Consider the following 20,067-nt stretch of genomic DNA (forward strand, 5'->3'; position numbering starts at 1 on the left):
CGGAGCTTACTGCTCCAGAACCATCTGGCCGTTGGCGTATTCAAAGCGCTTGAGCCGGGAGAGGAAGGAGAGGCCGAGTAGATTCTCCGACAGCGCCTCGTCCGGCAGCACCATGGCATCGACGTCGCGCACGATGATCCCGCCAACCTCGAGCATGGCAAGACGGGTGCGCGCGGCCTTGATGGTGCCATTGGCGGTGGTGACGGTCGCGTTGTAGTCGCCGCGTGCGGGACGCAGGCCGAAGCGAGCCGCGGACGTCTCGTTTAGCGCCACGACCGATGCACCGGTGTCGACCATGAAGCCGATGCGCTGGCCGTCGATGCGGCCGTCGGTCTGGAAGTGGCCGCGGGAATCGCGGGGGATGCGCAGGCTGCGATAGCCGGTCTGCGTGGGCGTCGCGACGGCGATGGTCCGCTGCGGCGAGGTGGTCGCCGAGGCCGCGCTCATCTTGTCCGCCATCTGGGCCATGAAGACGCCAGCGCCGGCAATCGCAGCCGCGGCAAACAGGATGTTACGCATCACGCCACTCACGCGGATTCAAAGGACCGCCAATATCACCACGCCGTCAGCCAAACCACGACTAACCCGCGACGTCGAAGGCTGCCATTTTGACGAAAAGGATGAGAGAAGCGTTAACAGATTGTATTCAAGTGCCGCGCGGCTTGACCCGGCGCGTTGGCAACGCGGTGGCCGGATCTTCCGGCCAAGGGTGACGCGGATAGCGGCCGCGCAAATCGGAACGTACCGCGCTGTAGCTGCCGCGCCAGAAGCCGGGCAGATCGCGCGTCACCTGCACCGGACGTTGCGCCGGCGACAGCAATTCCAGCACCAGCGGCACCTTGCCGGCTGCAATCGAGGGATGCGTGTTGAGCCCGAACAATTCCTGAAGCCGCACCGCAATCGTCGGCCCCTGCTCGGCCTCATAGTCGATCGCGAGCATCGTGCCGGTCGGCGCCTCGAAATGCGTCGGCGCCTCGCGATCCAGCCGCGCGCGCAACTCCCATGGCAGCAGCGCCATCAGAGCATCCGACAGACCGCCGGCCGAGACGTCCTTCAGCGCGGTCTTGTCGTAGAGCGCGGGCACCAGCCAGTCCTCGCGCCGCGCAATCAAGGCCGCATCGGACAGATCGGGCCAGCTCTCGCCTTCGGCCTTGCGCAGGAACATCACGCGGTCGCGCCATTGAACGGCCTGCTTCGACCAGGGCAGCCGGTCGAGCCCTGCTGCGATCAAGCCGTCGGCGAGAACGCGTGCGGTCTCGGCGGACGGCGTGAGCGTGAGCGGTGCTTCGGCGAGCGTGATCGCATGCAGGATGCGTTTGCGCCGCGCACGCAACGCCATCGCACCGCGGTCGAAGAAAATCTCGTCTGAGGTTTCGATGTGCTCGCGAAAATGCTGCTCGATCTCGGCCTCGCGGATCGGCGCGGCGAGCAGGATGCGACCGCTCGCCGCCGTTCCCGTCATCTCGGCGACCGCGATGTAGGGAGCGCGCGCGAGCGACGAGGTCTGCTCGACCGCGGCGCCGCGGCCATTGGCGAGCACAAAACTGCCATTGCCGCGGTTGCGCGCGACGCGGTCGGGAAAGGCATAGGCAAGCATCACGCCGGTGCTCAGCTCGCCCTGCCCTGATGCAGGTTTCTCCATTGAGGCAACCTGCGCGGCCCAGCGCCGCGCCAGATCGCGAGCGCTCCCGGCGCGGGGCGAACGGTCGCGGCGGAACTGATCGAGCCTGTGGTCGAGATCGGCGCCGTCACCGCCAAGCCCGCGCTCGGTCAGGATTGCGGCGATTTCGGCGGCGGCTTCACCCTCGCCCGCGTGGTGCGAATCCACGATCATGCGCGCGAGCCGCGGCGGCAGCGCCAGCGCCCGCAAACTCTTGCCTTCCGCCGTGATGCGGCCATCGGCATCGATCGCGTTGAGCTCAGCGAGCAGGCTCTTGGCCTCCTTCCACGCAGGGCCTGGCGGCGGATCGAGGAACGACAGCGCTGCGGGATCGGCGACGCCCCATTGCGCGAGATCGAGCACCAGCGACGACAGATCCGCGCTGAGGATCTCCGGCTGCGTGTAGGGCGCGAGCGACGCCGTCTGCGGCTCATCCCACAGGCGATAGCAGATGCCGGACTCGGTTCGGCCGGCGCGGCCCCGACGCTGGTCGACCGCAGCGCGCGCGGCGCGCACGGTCTCGAGCCGCGTCAGGCCGATATCCGGCTCGTAGCGCGGCACGCGGGCGAGGCCGGAATCGACCACGATGCGCACGCCTTCGATGGTCAGCGAGGTCTCGGCGATCGAGGTCGCCAGCACGACCTTGCGAGTGCCCTTCGGCGCAGGCGCAATCGCGCGATCCTGCACGGCCGCATCGAGCGCGCCGAACAACGGCACGATCTCGGTGCTCGCATCCTGGATGCGCTCGGCGAGAAAGGTTTGCGTGCGGCGGATTTCGGCGGCACCCGGAAGGAACGCCAGCACCGAACCGGTATCCGTGCGCAGCGCAGACGCAATCGCATCCGCCATCTGCCGCTCCAACGGCACGTCCGGCTTGCGGCCGAGATGGCGGGTCTCGACCGGAAAGGCGCGGCCTTCGCTCTCGACCACGGGCGCTTCACCCAAGAGCTTTGCGACCCGCGCGCCATCAAGCGTTGCCGACATCACGAGGATGCGCAGGTCTTCGCGCAAGCCGGTTTGCGCATCGCGCGCCAGCGCCAGGCCGAGATCGGCGTCCAGCGAGCGCTCGTGGAATTCGTCGAACAGCACGGCGGCAATGCCTGACAGCTCGGGATCGTCGAGTATTTGGCGGGTAAAGATGCCCTCGGTCACCACCTCGATACGCGTCGCGCGCGATATCTTCGAGCCGAAACGAACGCGATAGCCGACCGTTTCGCCGGCGCGCTGGCCAAGCGATTTTGCCATGCGATCGGCGCTGGCGCGGGCCGCGATGCGGCGCGGCTCCAGCACGATGATCTTCTTGCCCTTCACCCAGGGCGCGTCCAGCAGCGCCAGCGGCACGCGCGTGGTCTTGCCGGCGCCCGGCGGCGCCACCAGTACGGCGGCGTTGTTTTGATCGAGCGTGCGCGTGAGCTCGTCGAGCACCGCGTCGATCGGAAGGGGTGTGTCGAAGCTACGGGGCAAAGTCTCGCATCCGTCATCACCCGCGCCTGCGGGTGATCCAGTAAACTTAGACCTCAGTCATCACGGAGATCGGGAGTACTGGATACCCCGCCTTCGCGGGGTATGACAACAATATGTGGGCTCAGCCCTGCGCCGGCGGTCGTCCGACGCTCTCATAGACGAATCCGGCGGCGGCCATGTCCTCGGGGCGATAGATGTTGCGGAGGTCGACGATGATGGGCTGCGCCATGGTCGCCTTCAGCCGATCGAGATCGAGTGCGCGGAATTGTACCCATTCGGTGACGATGACGAGCGCATCGGCGCCTTGCGCGCAGGCATAGGCGTCATCGCAATAGGTGATGTTCGGCAACTCGTGCTTGGCCTGCTCCATGCCGACGGGATCGAAAGCCTTCACCGTCGCGCCCATGTCAAGCAGACCGGTGACAAGCGGGATCGACGGCGCATCGCGCATGTCGTCGGTGTCGGGCTTGAAGGTAAGGCCGAGCACGGCGACGGTCTTGCCGCGCAGCGCGCCGCCGACCGCCTGGCTGACCTTGCGGGCCATCGCGCGCTTGCGGTTCTCGTTGACGGCGAGCACGGCCTCGACGATGCGCAGGCTGACGTCATAATCCTGCGCGATCTTGATCAGCGCGCGGGTGTCCTTCGGAAAGCACGAGCCGCCGAAGCCGGGACCTGCATGCAAGAATTTTGTGCCGATGCGGTTGTCGAGGCCAATGCCGCGCGCGACTTCCTGCACATTGGCGCCGACCTTTTCGGAAAGGTCGGCGATCTCGTTGATGAAGGTGATCTTGGTCGCGAGGAAGGCGTTCGCGGCATATTTGATCATCTCGGCGGTGCGGCGCGCGGTGAACATGACCGGCGCCTGGTTCAGCGACAGCGGACGATAGATATCGCCCATCACCTTGCGGCCGCGCTCGTCCTCGGTGCCGACCACGATACGGTCGGGGAACTTGAAATCGCGGATCGCCGCCCCCTCGCGCAGGAACTCGGGGTTGGAGGCGACCACGACGTCGGCCGCAGGGTTCGTCTCGCGGATGATGCGCTCGACCTCGTCGCCGGTACCGACTGGCACGGTCGACTTCGTCACCACCACGGTGAAGCCGGACAGCGACTGCGCGATCTCGCGCGCGGCGGCGTAGACATAGGTGAGATCGGCATGACCATCGCCGCGGCGCGACGGCGTGCCGACCGCGATGAACACGGCATCGGCGTCCGCCACCGGCTTCTTGAGGTCGGTGGTGAAGTCGAGCCGCTTGGCCTTCACATTGGTCGCAACCAGTGCATCCAGCCCCGGCTCGTAGATCGGGATCTCGCCGCGATGGAGCGCTGCGATCTTGCTTTCATCCTTGTCGACGCAGGTGACGTCGTGACCGAAATCCGCAAAACAGGCGCCGGACACCAGCCCCACATAACCCGTGCCGATCATGGCAATGCGCATCTGAAACCCTGTCAGTCGTGGTTAACAAAATCTAATTCGAATTCGACCCGGTCTTAGGCATTTTCCGCTCCTGAGGGAAGGCCCGGATTTCGAAAACCGGCATGCGATTTGAACGAGTAAAGATAGCGTAAACCGCGAGGCCTCACACTGCCCCACAATCGGGCGGCGCCCGCCTCGAAAAGGGACATCATGACACCAATCGGCACAATGCCCGCCCACGGAGGTTTCAGGACCTCGGCGGCCGCGCGCGTCGACTGGGTCGACTATGCCAAGGGCATCTGCATCGTCATGGTCGTGATGATGCATTCGGTGCTGGGGGTTGAGCTCGCCGCTGATAAGACCGGCTTCATGCATGGGCTGGTGGCGTTCGCAAAACCGTTCCGGATGCCGGACTTTTTCCTGATTTCGGGCCTGTTCCTGCCCCTGGTGATCGACCGCGAATGGCGAACCTATCTCGACCGCAAGGTCGTGCATTTCGCTTATTTCTATGTCGTTTGGGTGACAATCCAGTTCGGCTTCAAGGCGCACGGTCTTGCGGCGGAGACCGGCTGGCGCGAAGTCGGCTGGCTTTACCTCGAATCCTTCATCGAGCCGTTCGGCACGCTCTGGTTCATCTATCTGCTGCCTGTGTTCTTCGTCGTCACAAAACTGACACGCAGATTCCCGCCGCTCGCGATCTGGCTCATCGCAGCAGCGCTGGAGACCGCGCGCATCACGACGGGCTGGACCGCGATCGACGAGTTCTGTGCCCGCTTCGTCTATTTCTATTCGGGCTATCTGTTCGCCGATTATGTCTTCGCGCTGTCCGATCGTGCGCGCAGCCATCCTCGGCTGGCGCTCGCAGGGCTCGCGGCGTGGGCGATCGTCAACGGCAGCCTCATCGCGCTCGGGCTCAGCGAATGGAAGTTCGTCTCGCTGCTGCTCGGCTTTGCCGGCGCCTGCGCGATCATCACGACGGGCACGCTGCTGGCCCGCGCGCACTGGATGAATGTCCTGCGCTTCTGCGGCGAGCATTCCATCGTGATCTATCTCGCCTTCTTCCTGCCGATGGCCTCGACCCGCACCTTCCTGCTGCGCACCGAAATCGTTCCCGACATCGGCATGGTCTCGCTGATCGTCACCATCGCCGGCATCATCGGATCGCTGGTGATCTGGCAGGCCGCGCTGCGCCTGCGTGCCAATTTCCTGTTCGAACGTCCCAGCGCCTTCTGGATCGTGCCGAAGAAGGTGGTGGGCGCGTTGCAGGCGGCGGAGTAACGCTCCGTCGTCCCAGCGTAGGCCGGGACCCATACCCCCAGGGAGAGGTCGTGGCGGGAGCTGGCAACCACGAGCCTTCGTCAAACTAGGCTCAGTGGCTATGGGTCCCCTTCGCCGGGACGACGATTTGAGTGTGGGAATCGGCCGGAAATTTCCCCTCCCAAGGCTGTCAAACCCCGCAAAAATTCATACATTGCGGCCATGCCAAAAACCTCCCCGAAGACCCCCGCCAAAGCTGACATCAAGGCTGCCGCACCCAAGGCCGCCGCCGACAACAAACCTGCTGCCAAGACAACTGCCAAGACAACTGCCAACGCAGCGCCAGTCGCGGCCAAGGTGGCCGGCAAGGGCGACCACGTCTTCCTGGTCGATGGTTCCTCCTACATTTTCCGCGCCTATCACGCGCTGCCGCCGCTCAACCGCAAGTCCGACGGCTTGCAGGTCAATGCGGTGCTCGGCTTCTGCAACATGCTATGGAAGCTGCTCCGCGACATGCCCGCGGACAACCGGCCGACCCATCTCGCGATCATCTTCGACAAGTCGGAAGTCACCTTCCGCAACAAGATCTATCCCGAGTATAAGGCGCACCGGCCGCCGGCGCCGGATGATCTGATCCCGCAATTCGCGCTGATCCGCGAAGCCGTGCGCGCCTTCGACCTGCCCTGCCTGGAACAGGGCGGCTTCGAGGCCGACGATCTGATCGCGACTTATGCGCGGCAGGCCAGCGAGCGCGGCGCCGTCGCGACCATCGTGTCCTCCGACAAGGACCTGATGCAGCTCGTCAACGACAAGATCACGATGTACGACACCATGAAGGACCGCCGCATCGGCATACCAGAGGTGATCGAAAAGTTCGGCGTGCCGCCGGAGAAGGTGGTCGAGGTACAGGCGCTGGCCGGCGACTCCACCGACAACGTGCCGGGCGTGCCCGGCATCGGCATCAAGACCGCCGCGCAACTGATCGTCGAATATGGTGACCTCGAACAACTCCTGTTCCGCGCCGGCGAGATCAAGCAGCCGAAGCGGCGCGAGGCGCTGATCGAGAACGCGGAAAAGGCCCGCATCTCGCGACAGCTCGTGCTGCTCGATGACAAAGTGAATCTGGACGTGCCGCTGGACGACCTCGCGGTCCACGAGCCCGATGCGCGCAAGCTGATCGCCTTCCTGAAGGCGATGGAGTTCACGACGCTGACCCGCCGCGTCGCCGACTATTCGCAGATCGATCCCGCGAATGTGGATGCTGATCCCGGCTATGCGAGGGGCGCCAGCGTATTCTCGCCGCTGCCGCCCTCGGACGTCGTTCCCGCGCCAGGAACCGGCGCACCGGCGCAAGCTGCGCCGGGCGAGCGCAACAAGTCGGCCGGCAAGGAGGACAAGGCCGCAAGCCCAAAGGGCGCGCCAATCTCGCTCGCCGCCGCACGCGAGGAGTCACTGCGCACGCTTCCGGTCGACCGCAGCAAATACCAGACCATCAAGACGCTCAAAGAGCTCAACGCGTTCATCGCGCGCATCCATGATGCCGGCCATGTCGCGATCGAGATCAAAGCTGATACCATCGATCCGATGCAGGCCGATCTCTGCGGTATCGCGCTGGCGCTGGCGCCGAACGAGGCCTGTTACGTGCCGCTGGCGCACAAGCAGTCCGGCGGCGGCGCCGGCCTGTTCGATGCCGGCCTTGCGCTCGACCAGATCAAGCATGCCGATGCGATCGAGGCGCTGCGGCCGGTGCTTGAGTCGGCCGGCATTCTCAAGATCGGTTTCGACGTCAAATTCACCGCCGTGATGCTGGCACAGCACGGCATCACCTTGCGCAACACGGACGACGCGCAGTTGATCTCCTACGTGCTCGATGCCGGTCGCGGCTCGCATGCGATCGAATCGCTCGCGGAGCGCTGGTTTGGCCACGCCATGCTGAAGGAGAGTGAGCTGCTCGGCAGCGGCAAGGGCAAGATCACATTCGACCAGGTGCCGATCGACAAGGCCGCGCCGCTGTCGGCGGAAGGCGCCGACATGGCCTTGCGCGTCTGGCGGGTGCTGAAGCCGCGCCTCGTCGCCGAGCACATGACCACCGTCTACGAGACGCTGGAACGGCCGCTGGCGTCGGTGCTCGCGCGCATGGAGCGGCGCGGCATCTCGATCGACCGGCAGGTGCTGTCGCGGCTGTCGGGCGAATTTGCCCAGACCGCGGCGCGGGTCGAGGCCGAGATCCAGGAGATCGCGGGCGAGCCGGTCAATGTCGGCAGCCCAAAACAGATCGGCGACATCCTGTTCGGCAAGATGGGCCTATCAGGCGGCACCAAGACCAAGACCGGCGCATGGTCGACCACCGCGCAGGTGCTCGATGATCTCGCCGAGCAGGGCTACGACTTCCCGAAGAAGATTTTGGAGTGGCGCCAGGTCTCCAAGCTGAAGTCGACCTATACCGACGCCCTGCCGACCTACGTCAATCCGCAGACCCATCGCGTCCACACGACCTATGCGCTGGCCGCGACCACCACGGGCCGGCTGTCCTCGAACGAGCCGAATCTGCAGAACATCCCTGTTCGCACCGAGGACGGCCGAAAGATCCGCCGCGCCTTCATCGCGACGCCCGGCCACAAGCTGGTATCGGCCGACTATTCACAGATCGAGCTGCGGCTGCTCGCCGAGATCGCCGACATTCCCGTGCTGAAGCAGGCGTTCAAGGACGGGCTCGACATTCACGCCATGACGGCGTCGGAGATGTTCGGCGTGCCGATCAAGGGCATGCCGAGCGAAATCCGTCGCCGCGCCAAGGCGATCAACTTTGGCATCATCTACGGCATCTCGGCCTTCGGCCTTGCCAACCAGCTCGGCATCGCCCGGGAGGAAGCCTCGGCCTACATCAAGAAGTACTTTGAGCGCTTCCCAGGCATCCGCGCCTACATGGACGAGACGCGGGATTTCTGCCGGAGCCACGGCTACGTCACCACGCTGTTCGGCCGCAAGTGCCACTACCCCGACATCAAGGCGTCCAACGCCTCAGTGCGCGCCTTCAACGAACGAGCCGCGATCAATGCGCGATTGCAGGGCACCGCGGCCGACATCATCCGCCGCGCCATGACCCGCGTCGAGGGCGCACTCGCCGCGAAAAAACTCTCGGCGCAGATGTTGCTGCAGGTGCACGACGAATTGATCTTTGAGGTGCCCGACGCGGAGGTCGAGGCGACGTTGCCGGTCGTCCAGCACGTGATGCAGGACGCGCCCTTCCCGGCCGTGCTGCTCTCGGTGCCGCTACATGTCGACGCGCGCGCGGCGAAGAACTGGGACGAGGCGCACTGACAGCCAAGGGCTTCCCGATGAAGATCGCCGCGATCTCCGGCAGCTTGCGAGCCGGCTCGAGCAACACGGCTGCGCTCCGTGCGGCAGCTCATCTCGCGCCCGCCGGGGTCGAGGTCTTCTCGTTCGATGGAATTGCGGCTTTGCCCTTCTTCAATCCGGACCTCGACGGCGACGTCGTGCCAGAGCCGGTGGAGGCAATGCGCAAAACCATCGGAAACGCCGACGGGATTTTGATCTCAAGCCCCGAATATGCCCGCGGCGTCGCCGGCGTCCTGAAGAACGCGCTCGACTGGCTCGTCGGCAGCCATGAATTTCCGGGCAAGCCGATCGCCCTGATCAATACGTCGCCGCGCGCGACACATGCACTGGCGGCGCTGACGCTGACGCTGGAGACTATGTCGGCCCGGATCGCCAAGGACGGCTGCGCGACGCTGCCTCTGCTCGGCGGCGCCCATGACGAGCATAGCATCGTCGCCGATCCGGCCCTTGCCGAGCCCCTGCGTGCGGCGATGGAGAGATTTGCAGCATTCATCAGGAACGTGCAGGCCGAGGCCTCCTAGCGACCGCGCATGCGACTGAATTGTCCTCCGTGCAATTGCGCGATGGCGGCGCAACGCTGCGCATACTAGAACCGTGGGCATCTCCCGCACGGATCCACCGATGCCCCACGCGACCGCGCTTCTCGGCTTTGCTCTCGTCTGTCTCGGTCTGGTGCTGACGCCCGGGCCCAACATGATCTATTTGATCTCGCGCTCGATCACGCAAGGGCCGGCGGCCGGCATCGTCTCGCTCGGCGGTGTCGCGCTCGGCTTCGTGTTCTACATGCTGTGCGCAGCCTTCGGCATCACCGCGCTGCTGCTCGCCATTCCCTTTGCCTATGACGCGCTGCGTCTTGCCGGTGCCGGTTATCTGCTGTGGCTGGCATGGCAGGCGGTGAAGCCCGGCGGCCGCTCGCCGTTCGAGGTCAGGCCGCTCGCCATCGACAGCCCGCGAAAACTGTTTGCGATGGGTTTTGTCACCAACTTGCTCAATCCGAAGATCGCGATGCTGTATCTGGCGCTGCTGCCGCAGTTCATCGATCCCACCGCCGGCAGCGTGCTGACGCAGTCGCTGGTGCTGGGCGCGATCCAGATCGCGATCAGCGTCAGCGTCAACGCCGTGATCGCGCTGGCCGCCGGATCGATCGCGCTGGCTCTCGCGGCGCGGCCGAGCTGGATGCTGGTGCAGCGCTGGCTGATGGGCACCGTGCTGGCCGGGCTTGCGGTGCGGATGGCGGTCGAGGCGAAGAGGGTGTGAATGCTTCACCCTCCCCTGGAGGGGAAGGGTCGATCGCGCGTAGCGCGAGCGGGGTGGGGTGATCTCTCCACTCGGGCAGTGTTCGACGCGGAGGGACTGTCACCCCACCCCGTCTCACATTTCGCTACGCTCATGTGAGCCGACCCTCCCCGTCCAGGGGAGGGTAAGAAATCAATCCAGCTTCGCGTCCATGCCGCGCTTCACGGCCGGGCGGGCCATCAGGGCCTCGTACCAGCGCTTGACGTTGGGGAAGTCCGACAGCTCCACCTTGTGGCGCGGGTGGCGCCAGGCCCACCCCAGAATGGCGAAGTCGGCGACTGAGAGGTCGCCTGCGACAAAGTCACGCCCCTCGAGCCGCCGGTCGAGCACGCCATAGAGCCGGCGCGTCTCGGCCATGAAGCGTTTCAGGCCATAGGCGCGGTCCTGCTCGTTCTCCAGCGCAATGAAATGGTGCACCTGGCCGGGCATCGGGCCGAACCCGCCCATCTGCCACATCAGCCATTCATAGACGGGAATGCGCGCTTGAAGCGATTTCGGCAGAAATTTACCGGTCTTTTCGCCCAGATAGAGCAGGATCGCGCCGGATTCGAAGATGCTGACCGGCTTGCCGTCCGGTCCCTCGGGGTCGACGATGGCGGGGATCTTGTTGTTCGGGCTGAGCTTGAGGAACTCCGGCGCCATCTGCTCGCCCTTGCTGATGTTCACCGGCACGACCTTGTAGGGCAGCCCCATTTCCTCGAGCGCGACCGAGATTTTGCGGCCGTTCGGCGTGTTCCAGGTGTGGAGCGCGATGGTCATGTCTGTCTTCCTCCCCAATTGACGCACCCAACTACCCCAGGAAGTTGCGGCCTTACAACCGGCGGACCGGTATGGCCGATCGTCGTCCCCCGCGCGGCCGATGCCTTGTTGACGGGCATCCTCCCCTCTGGAATGTCGCCGCAACGACGGATAAATTCCGCCTCCTCCAGCAAAGCCCCCGAGGGACCACCGTGTCGAAATCTGCCTCTCGCGCCCGCCTCTTCGAAATCATCCGCCGCCGCTCCTTCGGCCGCGGCGAGGTGACGCTCGCGTCGGGCCGCAAGAGCGATTTCTACTTCAACCTCAAGCCGACCATGCTCGACCCCGAAGGGGCGACGCTGCTCGCCGAGCTCACCTATGAGGCGCTGAAGGACGACCAACTCGATTTCATCGGCGGCCTCGAGATGGGCGCGGTGCCGCTTGCCGGTGCGCTGGCACAGATCTCCTGGATCAAGGGGCACCCGATCGCAGCGTTCTTCGTGCGCAAGAAGCCGAAGGAGCACGGTGCGCGGCTCGCGATCGAGGGGCTCGCCAAGGGTGAGACGCTCGAAGGCAAGCGCGTCGTGATCGTCGAAGACGTCACCACCACCGGCGGCTCGGCGTTGAAGGCGGTGGAGTCCGTGCGCGAGGCCGGCGCCGAAGTGGTGCTGGTGCTGACCATGGTCGACCGTGAGGAAGGCGCCAACGACACATTTGGCGCGGCCGGCCTGCCGTTCCGCTCGCTCTACAAGGCGTCCGAGTTTTTGAAGGGGTAGAAACTCCTCTCCTCCTCCTCGCAAGCGGGGCGAGGCGAAAGCCTCTCTGGTGACCGCTCATTTACCATCGCGTCTTATTGTGACCTTGAAGCTGAGACATGCTGGTCTCGGCTGGGTGCGTTGCGTCGGGTGGAGTGAGCTTTGCGTACACAGTTTGTGCCTGCGCGCCGGCGGCGCCGCGCGATGTTCGTTGCCGCCTCCCTTCTTGTCGGCCCGCTCCTGCTCGTGCCGGCGCCTGTCTCGGCCGAGGGCCTGTTCGACTTCTTCTTCGGTGGCATGCAGCAGCAGCGCCCGCAACGCGAGGTGCCGCAGGCGAGCGCTTACACCGATCCCAATGCCTTCGTCGGCCAGCCGGTCGGATCATCCTACATTCCGCCGACGCGGACCGCCGGCGGCTCAGGACCGGCATTTTGCGTGCGCACCTGCGACGGAAAATATTTTCCGCTGACGCGCGGCATGGCGTCGCCGGCCCAGATGTGTCAGGCGTTCTGCCCTGCCAGCGCGACAAAGATCTATTTCGGCTCCAGCATCGACGGCGCCTACGCACAGAACGGCGAGCGCTATGCCGACAGCGAGAACGCCTTCGCATTCCGCAAAGCGCTGCGCGCGGACTGCACCTGCAACGGCCGCGAGCCCGTGGGCCTCGCCCCGGTCGACCTCGCGCTGGACAGTTCGCTGAAGGCCGGCGACGTAATCGCGACCACCGACGGCCTCGTCGCCTATACCGGCATCCGCGTCGGCAACGACCAGGCCGCTGATTTCACCCCGGTCGCCTCCTATCCCGGCCTCACGGCACAAGTGCGCGCCCGGCTCGGCGAGATGAAGGTCGCGCCGGTGCGTGCGGAGACGCTTGCGGCCGATGCGCCGACCGAGATCGTTCGCGAGCCGCTGCCCGATGTGACCGTGCCGAAGACGCCGGCGCCGAAATCGGCGAAGCGGGCGGGGTTGGATTGAGTTCGTCATTCCGGGACATCGCGCAGCGATGAACCCGGAATCTCGAGATTCCGGGTTCGATGCTGACGCATCGCCCCGGAATGACGATTCGCATCATCGCCCGATGATCACGCCGATCACGTTCGGCGCCGCCAGATATTTCTCCTCGATCGCCGCGCGCGCCGCGGCGCGGTTGTCCGGCGTCAGCAGCCCGCGCTTCTCGGCGAGGATCATCCAGCAAAAGCCCCACCAATCGGTGAGCATGCCCTGGTCGTCGACGAGGTCATAACCCTGCTCGGCCGCGAAGATGCGCGCCTGCGCTTCATCCAGCGTGTCCAGGAACAGATGGTCCTCCGCCGGGAACAGATCGTCGCTGACGTCGTCGATGGTGTAGCCCCAGATCGACTGGCACACCGCGTTGAACTCGCGGTCGAACTGGTCATCGTCGATCGCGTAGCGGCGCGCCGCCTGATGCAGCCGCGACAGCGACCGCGCAAAGTCGGCGATCCGGGTGAGCGCAAATTGATCAAAGGCGATGGTGGACATGTAGTCCTCGCAGAATCAGGCAGACGCTAGATATTGTGTCGACAACGCGCCGAATCACAATGATATATCAAAGACTTGCTAAAGTGTTCTTAATTTGTTCCGATGATGCTATCGATTGTTGAGAACGTCGTCCTGGCGAAAGCCTGGCGAAAGCCAGGACCCATTACCCCGGTCAGCGTCGTCCTTGCGAGCTTGAGCCATGAGCGCAGGCAGCTACGACGTCTACATCCTCGCAAGCCGTCACCACGGCACGATCTACATTGGCGTAACCAATGACATTCGTGCGCGGCTTGACCTACATCGTTCGGGCAGAGGTTCGAAGTTCGTGCAGAAGTACAAGGTTTTTCGCCTCGTCCACGTCGAGGCATTCACGACGCCTCGGGAAGCCATTGCGCGTGAGAAGCAACTCAAGTTCTGGAAGCGCGACTGGAAGATCGAGCTGATCGAGAAGGAAAATCCCGATTGGGAAGACCGGTCTTCCCTCATCTGACAGTTGGGGTAATGGGTCCTGGCTTTCGCCAGGACGACCGCGTGGTGAGAGGTTCGCCAAACCTCAATTCACCGCCGACAGCATCCGGTCGCCGCAATAGTTCGCGTAAAACTTCCCGCCGCACTGCCGCTTGATCGCAGCGCAACGTGCGGCCGGGCTGGCGTTTTGCGGGACGGAGAAGGAGCAGCTCAGGCCGTCGGCGCTGCGGCCAGCCTTGCCGGCGGCGAAGGCGGCGCTAGATGCGCTGATGCAGACGACGAGCAGGGTGGCGGCTGCGATTTCGATCATCAGTCTCATAAGGCCCGTCCTCCACGATGATGGTTGGAACAAGAGCCAATCTAGCATCAAATGGCATTTGTCCGGGGGACGCCCGGGTTCCCAATCGGCCCATTCCTTGCATAAAATTCCATCAACGCAGTGCACAGCCGCGCCTGCGATGGTTCCGCTCCCAGAGCAAGGCGCGTAAGAGTTGAGTATGACCTCCCAGGACCAGGATGTGACGGCTTTGCAAGATTCAACCTTCGAGCACACCTTTCCCGCGCCCGGCCAGCCGATCGACGAGCTGGCGCTGGCGGAGATCAAGGGCGCGATCCTGGCGAAGCTGCGCCTCACCATCGGCAAGGACGCCGGCATGGCGACCCGGCACGACTGGTACCAGGCGGCTGCACTCGCGCTGCGCGACCGCATCGTGCATCGCTGGCTCTCCGCGGAGAAACGCAGCTACGACGCCGGCCGCAAGCGGGTCTATTACCTCTCGCTCGAATTTCTGATCGGCCGCCTGTTCACGGACGCGCTGAACAATATGGGGCTGCTCAAGATTTTTGAGGTCGCGCTCGGCGATCTCGGCGTCTCGCTACCCGAGCTGCGCAAATGCGAGCCCGATGCCGCGCTCGGCAATGGCGGCCTGGGGCGCCTCGCCGCCTGCTTTATGGAAAGCATGGCAACGCTGTCGATTCCCGCGATCGGCTACGGCATCCGCTACGATTACGGCCTGTTCCGGCAGATCATCAATCAGGGCTGGCAGCAGGAATATCCGGACGAATGGCTCGGCTTCGGCAACCCCTGGGAATTGCAGCGGCCGGAAGTGGTCTATCACATCCATTTCGGTGGCGGCGTCGAACATGTCGACGACAAGGGCCGCGACCGCGCGATCTGGCACCCGGCGGAGACAGTGCAGGCGATTGCCTATGACACGCCGATCGTCGGCTGGCGCGGCCAGCACGTCAACGCGCTGCGGCTGTGGTCGGCGCGCTCACCCGATCCGCTCAAGCTCGACGCCTTCAACACCGGCGACTATGTCAGCGCCAGCGCCGAGCAGGCGCGCGCGGAGGCGATCTGCAAATTCCTCTATCCGAACGACGAGAGCCCCGCCGGCCGCGAGCTGCGGCTGCGCCAGGAATATTTCTTCGTCTCCGCCTCGCTCCAGGATCTGGTCAAGCGGCACCTCACCTCCGACGGGCAGCTCCGCAGCCTGTCGATGAAGGTCGCGGTGCAGCTCAACGACACCCATCCCTCGCTCGCCGTCACCGAGCTGATGCGGATCCTCGTCGATCTCCACAATTTCCGCTGGGACGAGGCCTGGAAGATCACGGTCGCCACCCTGTCCTACACCAACCACACGCTGCTGCCCGAGGCGCTGGAGACCTGGCCGGTCGAGCTGTTCGAGCGGCTGTTGCCGCGGCATCTCGAGATCATCTACCGCATCAACGTCCAGCATCTGGCGCTGGCCGAGGCGCGCTGCCCCGGCGACATCGATTTCCGCGCCTCGGTCTCGCTGATCGACGAGAAGAGCGGCCGGCGCGTGCGCATGGGCCAGCTCGCCTTCGTCGGCTCGCACCGCATCAACGGCGTCTCGGCAATGCATTCGGACCTGATGCGCGAGACCGTTTTCCACGATCTCAACCATCTCTATCCCGGCCGCATCACCAACAAGACCAACGGCATCACCTTCCGCCGCTGGCTGATGCTGGCGAATCCGAAGCTGACCGACCTGTTGCGCGAAACCTGCGGCGACGCCGTGCTCGACGACCCGACGCAGTTGACGCTGCTTGAAGCGCGCGCCAGCGACAACGCGTTCCAGCAGAAATTCCGCAGCGTCAAGCTGCACAACAAGGCCGCGCTGGCGCGCTTGATCGGCGAGCGGCTCGGCATCAAGGTCGATCCGAATGCGCTGTTCGACGTGCAGATCAAGCGCATCCACGAATACAAGCGGCAGCTCCTCAACATCATCGAGACCGTCGCGCTCTACCAGGCGATGAAGGACGAGCCTACCCGGGACTGGGTGCCGCGCGTCAAGATCTTCGCCGGCAAGGCGGCGGCGAGCTACAAATACGCCAAGCTGATCATCAAGCTGATCAACGACGTCGCAGAGGTCGTCAACAACGATCCGGCGATCGGCAGCAAGCTGAAGGTCGCGTTCATCCCCGACTACAATGTCAGCCTCGCCGAAGTGATCATTCCCGCGGCCGACCTTTCCGAGCAGATCTCGACCGCCGGCATGGAAGCCTCCGGCACCGGCAACATGAAGCTGGCGCTCAACGGCGCCATCACCATCGGCACGCTCGACGGCGCCAATATCGAGATCCGCGACCATGTCGGCGCGGAGAACATCGCGATCTTCGGCATGGAGGCCGGCGACGTGATGATCCGCCGCAAGCAGGGCCTCGATGCCGCCGATGTGATCCGCAGATCGCCGCACCTTTCGCGCGCCATCAACGCGATCGGCGGTGGCGAGTTCTCGCCCGGCGACCCCGGCCGCTTCGAATCGATCGCGCATGCGCTGCGCTATCTCGACCATTACATGGTCAGCGCCGACTTCGATTCCTATTACGAGGCGCAGCGCGGCATCGACGCGCGCTGGCAGGTGGTGCCGGCCTGGACGCGGGCCAGCATCCTCAACGTCGCGCGCATGGCGTGGTTCTCCTCCGACCGCACCATCCGCGAGTATGCCGAAGAGATCTGGAACGTGCCGGTGCACCCGATCACATCAGCACAACGCGACGTGCGCGGCGCGACCGGCTGATTTTCCACGGCGCGAAATCCGTACGTTACCTGCGAGGTCATTGCATAATTCGCCGGCGGCTGTGATATGACGATCGTCATTCCGGGGCGGCTCGCAGAGCCGAACCCGGAATGACGGCAACCCGGATGAAGCAATGCACGCAAAACTCCCCCACCCCTTTGACGAAGCCACCCGCGTCACCGCCGGTGATAGCCGCTGGCAGGGCCACACCAGCGACGACTACTGGGCGTTTGTCGGCCCGTTCGGCGGCGCCACTGCCGCGACGATTCTGCGCGCGCTGATCGATCATCCGCAGCGCGCCGGCGATCCCTTGTCGCTCACCGTCAACTACTGTGCGCCGATCGCAAAGGGCGCGTTCGATCTCGACGTGCGGCTGGTGAAGGCCAACCGCTCCAGCCAGCATTGGTGTGTCGAGTTGTCACAAGACGGCGGCGACGTCGCGACGCTGGCGACCGCCGTGTTTGCCGAGCGCCGCCCGTCCTGGTCGCACCAGGTGGCAAAATTTCCGGACGCAAAACCGTTCGAGCAGACACTGCCGTTTCCCAAGATCGCGGCGAGCTGGGCCAACCAGTATGAATTCCGCTTCGTCGAGGGCGAGATGCGCACCGGCGGCATGAAGGCCGAGCCCGACAGCGCCTACTCAAAAGTCTGGATCAGCGATCGCTCGCCGCGCACGCTCGACATGCTGTCGCTGATGTCGATGTCGGATGCGTTCTTCGGTCGCATCTTCCAGGCGCGGCGCGAGCTGGTGCCGTTTGGCACGGTATCGCTGACCACCTATTTCCACACCGATGCCGACGAGCTTGCGACTGAGGACATCACCCGCGTGCTCGCCACCGCCGACGCAAAAATCTTTCATCGGAGCTATGGCGATCAGACCGGCGAGCTGTGGTCGCCCAACGGCCGCCTGCTCGCGACCACGACGCAGATCGCCTATTTCAAGGCGTGACAGTTGTCGTCACCTCAACCACTGTCGTCACCTCAACCACAGTAAGCGACGAATCTAGCGAACTCTCCTCGACGTCGTCCCGGCGAAGGCCGGGACCCGTAACCACAGGGTCGAGTTTGGCGAAGATTCGTCGTCCGGTACTACTATCTACATTCAAGGATAAATCACGCGGTATGGGTCCCGGCCTTCGCCGGGACGACGTCGAGTGTGTGGCTCGCGCTCGTGCCCACGAACAAAAAGGGCGGCCTCTCGGCCGCCCTTTTGTAATTCAAACAAAGCGACGCCTACTCCGCCGCCAGCTTCACGTCCGGAGCCGCCGCACGCACCTCGGCGTCGACCTGGGCTTCGAACTTGGCAAAGTTCTTCTGGAACATGCCGACCAGGGCACGCGCGGTCTTGTCGAACTCGTCCTTGTCCTTCCAGGTGTTGACCGGATTGAGGATCTCGCTCGGCACGCCCGGCAGCGCGGTCGGCACCGCGAAGCCGAAATATTTGTCGGTGCGGAATTCGACGTTGCGCAAGCTGCCGTCGAGCGCGGCGGTGAGCAGCGCGCGCGTCACCTTGATCGGCATGCGGGTGCCGACGCCATACTTGCCGCCGGTCCAGCCGGTGTTGACCAGCCAGCAGTCGACATTGTGCTGGGCAATGAGGTCGCGCAGCATGTTGCCGTAGACGGATGGATCGAGCGGCAGGAAGGGCGAGCCGAAGCAGGTCGAGAACTCTGGCTGCGGCTCGTTGCCGAGACCGCGCTCGGTGCCGGCGACCTTTGCGGTGTAGCCGGACAGGAAGTGATACATCGCTTGCGCGGGCGAAAGCTTTGCGATCGGCGGCAGTACGCCAAAGGCGTCGGCGGCGAGCATCACCACGTTCTTGGGCTGCGGCGCGCGCCCGGTTCGCGAGGCATTCGGAATGAAATCGAGCGGATAGGCCGAGCGGGTGTTCTCGGTCTTGGAGCCGTCATCGAAGTCGACGACGCGGGTGTCCTCGCCGAGCACGCAGTTCTCGAGCACGGCACCGAAGCGCGTCGAGGCAGCGTAGATCTCGGGCTCGGCTTCCTGCGACAGCTTGATGCACTTGGCGTAGCAGCCGCCTTCGAAGTTGAACACGCCGTTCGGGCCCCAGCCGTGCTCGTCATCGCCGATCAGCGTGCGATTCGGATCGGCCGACAGCGTGGTCTTGCCGGTGCCGGAGAGGCCGAAGAAGATCGCGGTGTCGCCCTTGGCGCCGACATTGGCCGAGCAGTGCATCGGCATCACGCCGCGCTCGGGCAGATAGAAGTTGAGCGTGGTGAAGACCGACTTCTTCATCTCGCCCGCATAATAGGAGCCGCCGATCAGGACGATCTTGCGGGCGAAATCGATCGCGACGACGTTCTGCGACTTGCAGCCGTGACGTTTCGGATCGGCCCGGAAGCTCGGCATGTCGATGATGGTGAGCTCCGGCGCGAAGGTCGCCAGCTCGATCGCCTCGGGGCGGATCAGGAGCGTGCGGATGAACAGCGAGTGCCAGGCGAGTTCGGTAAAGACGCGCGTCTTGATCCGGTAGGCCGGATCGGCGCCGCCATAGAGATCCTGCGCGAATAGCGTCTTGCCTTCGGCGTGCTTGAGGAAATCCTGATAGAGCGCTTCGAACTGCTCCGACGTGATCGACTGGTTGCCGGCCCACCACATCTTCTTGTCAGTGGTGGCGTCGCGTACCGTGAACTTGTCCTTCGGACTGCGGCCGGTGAATTCACCGGTGTCAGCGCACAGCGCGCCGTCGGCCGAGAGCACCGCTTCGCCAGCGGTGAGCGAGTATTGATAGAGCTGTGGTGCGCCCAGGTTCCAGTGAACCTGCTTGAGATTCTTTAAGCCGAATTTGTCGGCGCCAAAGGCACCGTTGCGCACGCCCGTCTCTTGCACGAAAAATCCTCCTAGAACCCGCTTCCCTCGGCGCAGTTTGAGTATCACGCCTTCATCGCGGCGACCGTGAATATAGCCGTCCGGCCTCGGCTGGACGATCTATTACTTGATGAACGCCGACCTTGCCAAGCTGATCCAACAGGATTTGGTTTATTCTGGAACTGCGCCAATGGTCGCGGATTCGCCTTCGCAAAGATGCGCCGCAAATCGTCGATGATCGCGCAACCAAATCGACTAAAGCGACGTTATTGCGTCGCA

Annotated in this window: 16 protein-coding genes; 9 read left to right on the forward strand and 7 right to left on the reverse strand. The window is 64.4% G+C overall.

Going from position 1 to position 20,067, the window contains the following annotated elements; all coding sequences use genetic code 11:
- Positions 1-6: 6 nt before the first annotated feature.
- The 3 genes from KUF59_RS42300 to KUF59_RS42310 all read right to left on the reverse strand — a co-directional run bounded on the left by KUF59_RS42300 (position 7) and on the right by KUF59_RS42310 (position 4,562).
- Positions 7-519: a TIGR02281 family clan AA aspartic protease gene (locus KUF59_RS42300; protein WP_212457963.1), complete on the reverse strand. Its 513-nt coding sequence runs from the start codon at positions 517-519 to the stop codon at positions 7-9.
- 127 nt (positions 520-646) lie between these two features.
- On the reverse strand, positions 647-3,124 hold the full coding sequence (hrpB, locus tag KUF59_RS42305; RefSeq protein WP_212457964.1) for an ATP-dependent helicase HrpB: 2,478 nt from the start codon (positions 3,122-3,124) through the stop codon (positions 647-649).
- Between the two features lie 121 nt (positions 3,125-3,245).
- A complete protein-coding gene (locus KUF59_RS42310) occupies positions 3,246-4,562 on the reverse strand; it encodes a UDP-glucose dehydrogenase family protein (RefSeq protein ID WP_212457965.1) in 1,317 nt (438 codons plus the stop codon).
- Positions 4,563-4,769: 207 nt separating this feature from the next.
- Here KUF59_RS42310 and KUF59_RS42315 point away from each other — a divergent pair, with 207 nt between their 5' ends.
- The 4 genes from KUF59_RS42315 (at position 4,770) to KUF59_RS42330 (ending at position 10,415) form a co-directional block, all read left to right on the forward strand.
- Positions 4,770-5,819, forward strand: a complete 1,050-nt coding sequence (locus KUF59_RS42315; protein WP_408918137.1) for an acyltransferase family protein — start codon at positions 4,770-4,772, stop codon at positions 5,817-5,819.
- Between the two features lie 201 nt (positions 5,820-6,020).
- Positions 6,021-9,119 (forward strand): DNA polymerase I, encoded by a 3,099-nt coding sequence (polA, locus tag KUF59_RS42320; RefSeq protein ID WP_212457967.1) that lies wholly within the window; start codon positions 6,021-6,023, stop codon positions 9,117-9,119.
- Positions 9,120-9,136: 17 nt separating this feature from the next.
- Positions 9,137-9,679 (forward strand): NADPH-dependent FMN reductase, encoded by a 543-nt coding sequence (locus KUF59_RS42325; protein WP_212457968.1) that lies wholly within the window; start codon positions 9,137-9,139, stop codon positions 9,677-9,679.
- Between the two features lie 100 nt (positions 9,680-9,779).
- Positions 9,780-10,415 (forward strand): LysE family translocator, encoded by a 636-nt coding sequence (locus KUF59_RS42330; RefSeq protein WP_212457969.1) that lies wholly within the window; start codon positions 9,780-9,782, stop codon positions 10,413-10,415.
- 171 nt (positions 10,416-10,586) lie between these two features.
- Here KUF59_RS42330 and KUF59_RS42335 read toward each other — a convergent pair whose 3' ends face one another.
- Complete coding sequence (locus KUF59_RS42335) at positions 10,587-11,213, reverse strand: glutathione S-transferase family protein (protein ID WP_212457970.1); 627 nt, start codon at positions 11,211-11,213, stop codon at positions 10,587-10,589.
- Positions 11,214-11,404: 191 nt separating this feature from the next.
- On the opposite strand from KUF59_RS42335, the gene pyrE reads away from it, so the two are divergent.
- Positions 11,405-11,968 (forward strand): orotate phosphoribosyltransferase, encoded by a 564-nt coding sequence (gene pyrE / locus KUF59_RS42340; RefSeq protein WP_212401902.1) that lies wholly within the window; start codon positions 11,405-11,407, stop codon positions 11,966-11,968.
- 183 nt (positions 11,969-12,151) lie between these two features.
- Positions 12,152-12,922: a DUF2865 domain-containing protein gene (locus tag KUF59_RS42345; RefSeq protein ID WP_212458172.1), complete on the forward strand. Its 771-nt coding sequence runs from the start codon at positions 12,152-12,154 to the stop codon at positions 12,920-12,922.
- A 93-nt stretch (positions 12,923-13,015) separates the two neighbouring features.
- On the opposite strand, the gene KUF59_RS42350 is transcribed toward KUF59_RS42345, so the two are convergent.
- A complete protein-coding gene (locus KUF59_RS42350) occupies positions 13,016-13,447 on the reverse strand; it encodes a hypothetical protein (RefSeq protein ID WP_212457971.1) in 432 nt (143 codons plus the stop codon).
- 199 nt (positions 13,448-13,646) lie between these two features.
- Between KUF59_RS42350 and KUF59_RS42355 the strand changes: the two genes are divergently transcribed.
- Positions 13,647-13,937, forward strand: coding sequence for a GIY-YIG nuclease family protein (locus tag KUF59_RS42355; protein WP_258768035.1), 291 nt, complete (start codon positions 13,647-13,649; stop codon positions 13,935-13,937).
- A 63-nt stretch (positions 13,938-14,000) separates the two neighbouring features.
- Here KUF59_RS42355 and KUF59_RS42360 read toward each other — a convergent pair whose 3' ends face one another.
- Positions 14,001-14,234 (reverse strand): hypothetical protein, encoded by a 234-nt coding sequence (locus KUF59_RS42360; protein ID WP_212457973.1) that lies wholly within the window; start codon positions 14,232-14,234, stop codon positions 14,001-14,003.
- A gap of 178 nt (positions 14,235-14,412) precedes the next feature.
- Here KUF59_RS42360 and KUF59_RS42365 point away from each other — a divergent pair, with 178 nt between their 5' ends.
- Both KUF59_RS42365 and KUF59_RS42370 read left to right on the forward strand, forming a co-directional pair.
- On the forward strand, positions 14,413-16,959 hold the full coding sequence (locus KUF59_RS42365; RefSeq protein ID WP_212457974.1) for a glycogen/starch/alpha-glucan phosphorylase: 2,547 nt from the start codon (positions 14,413-14,415) through the stop codon (positions 16,957-16,959).
- 133 nt (positions 16,960-17,092) lie between these two features.
- Positions 17,093-17,908: an acyl-CoA thioesterase gene (locus KUF59_RS42370; protein WP_212457975.1), complete on the forward strand. Its 816-nt coding sequence runs from the start codon at positions 17,093-17,095 to the stop codon at positions 17,906-17,908.
- 284 nt (positions 17,909-18,192) lie between these two features.
- On the opposite strand, the gene KUF59_RS42375 is transcribed toward KUF59_RS42370, so the two are convergent.
- Positions 18,193-19,809 carry a phosphoenolpyruvate carboxykinase gene (locus KUF59_RS42375; protein WP_212457976.1) on the reverse strand — a complete coding sequence of 539 codons (1,617 nt, stop codon included), beginning with the start codon at positions 19,807-19,809 and terminating at the stop codon, positions 18,193-18,195.
- Positions 19,810-20,067: the final 258 nt, after the last annotated feature.

Source organism: Bradyrhizobium arachidis (assembly GCF_024758505.1).
Lineage (GTDB): Bacteria > Pseudomonadota > Alphaproteobacteria > Rhizobiales > Xanthobacteraceae > Bradyrhizobium > Bradyrhizobium manausense_C.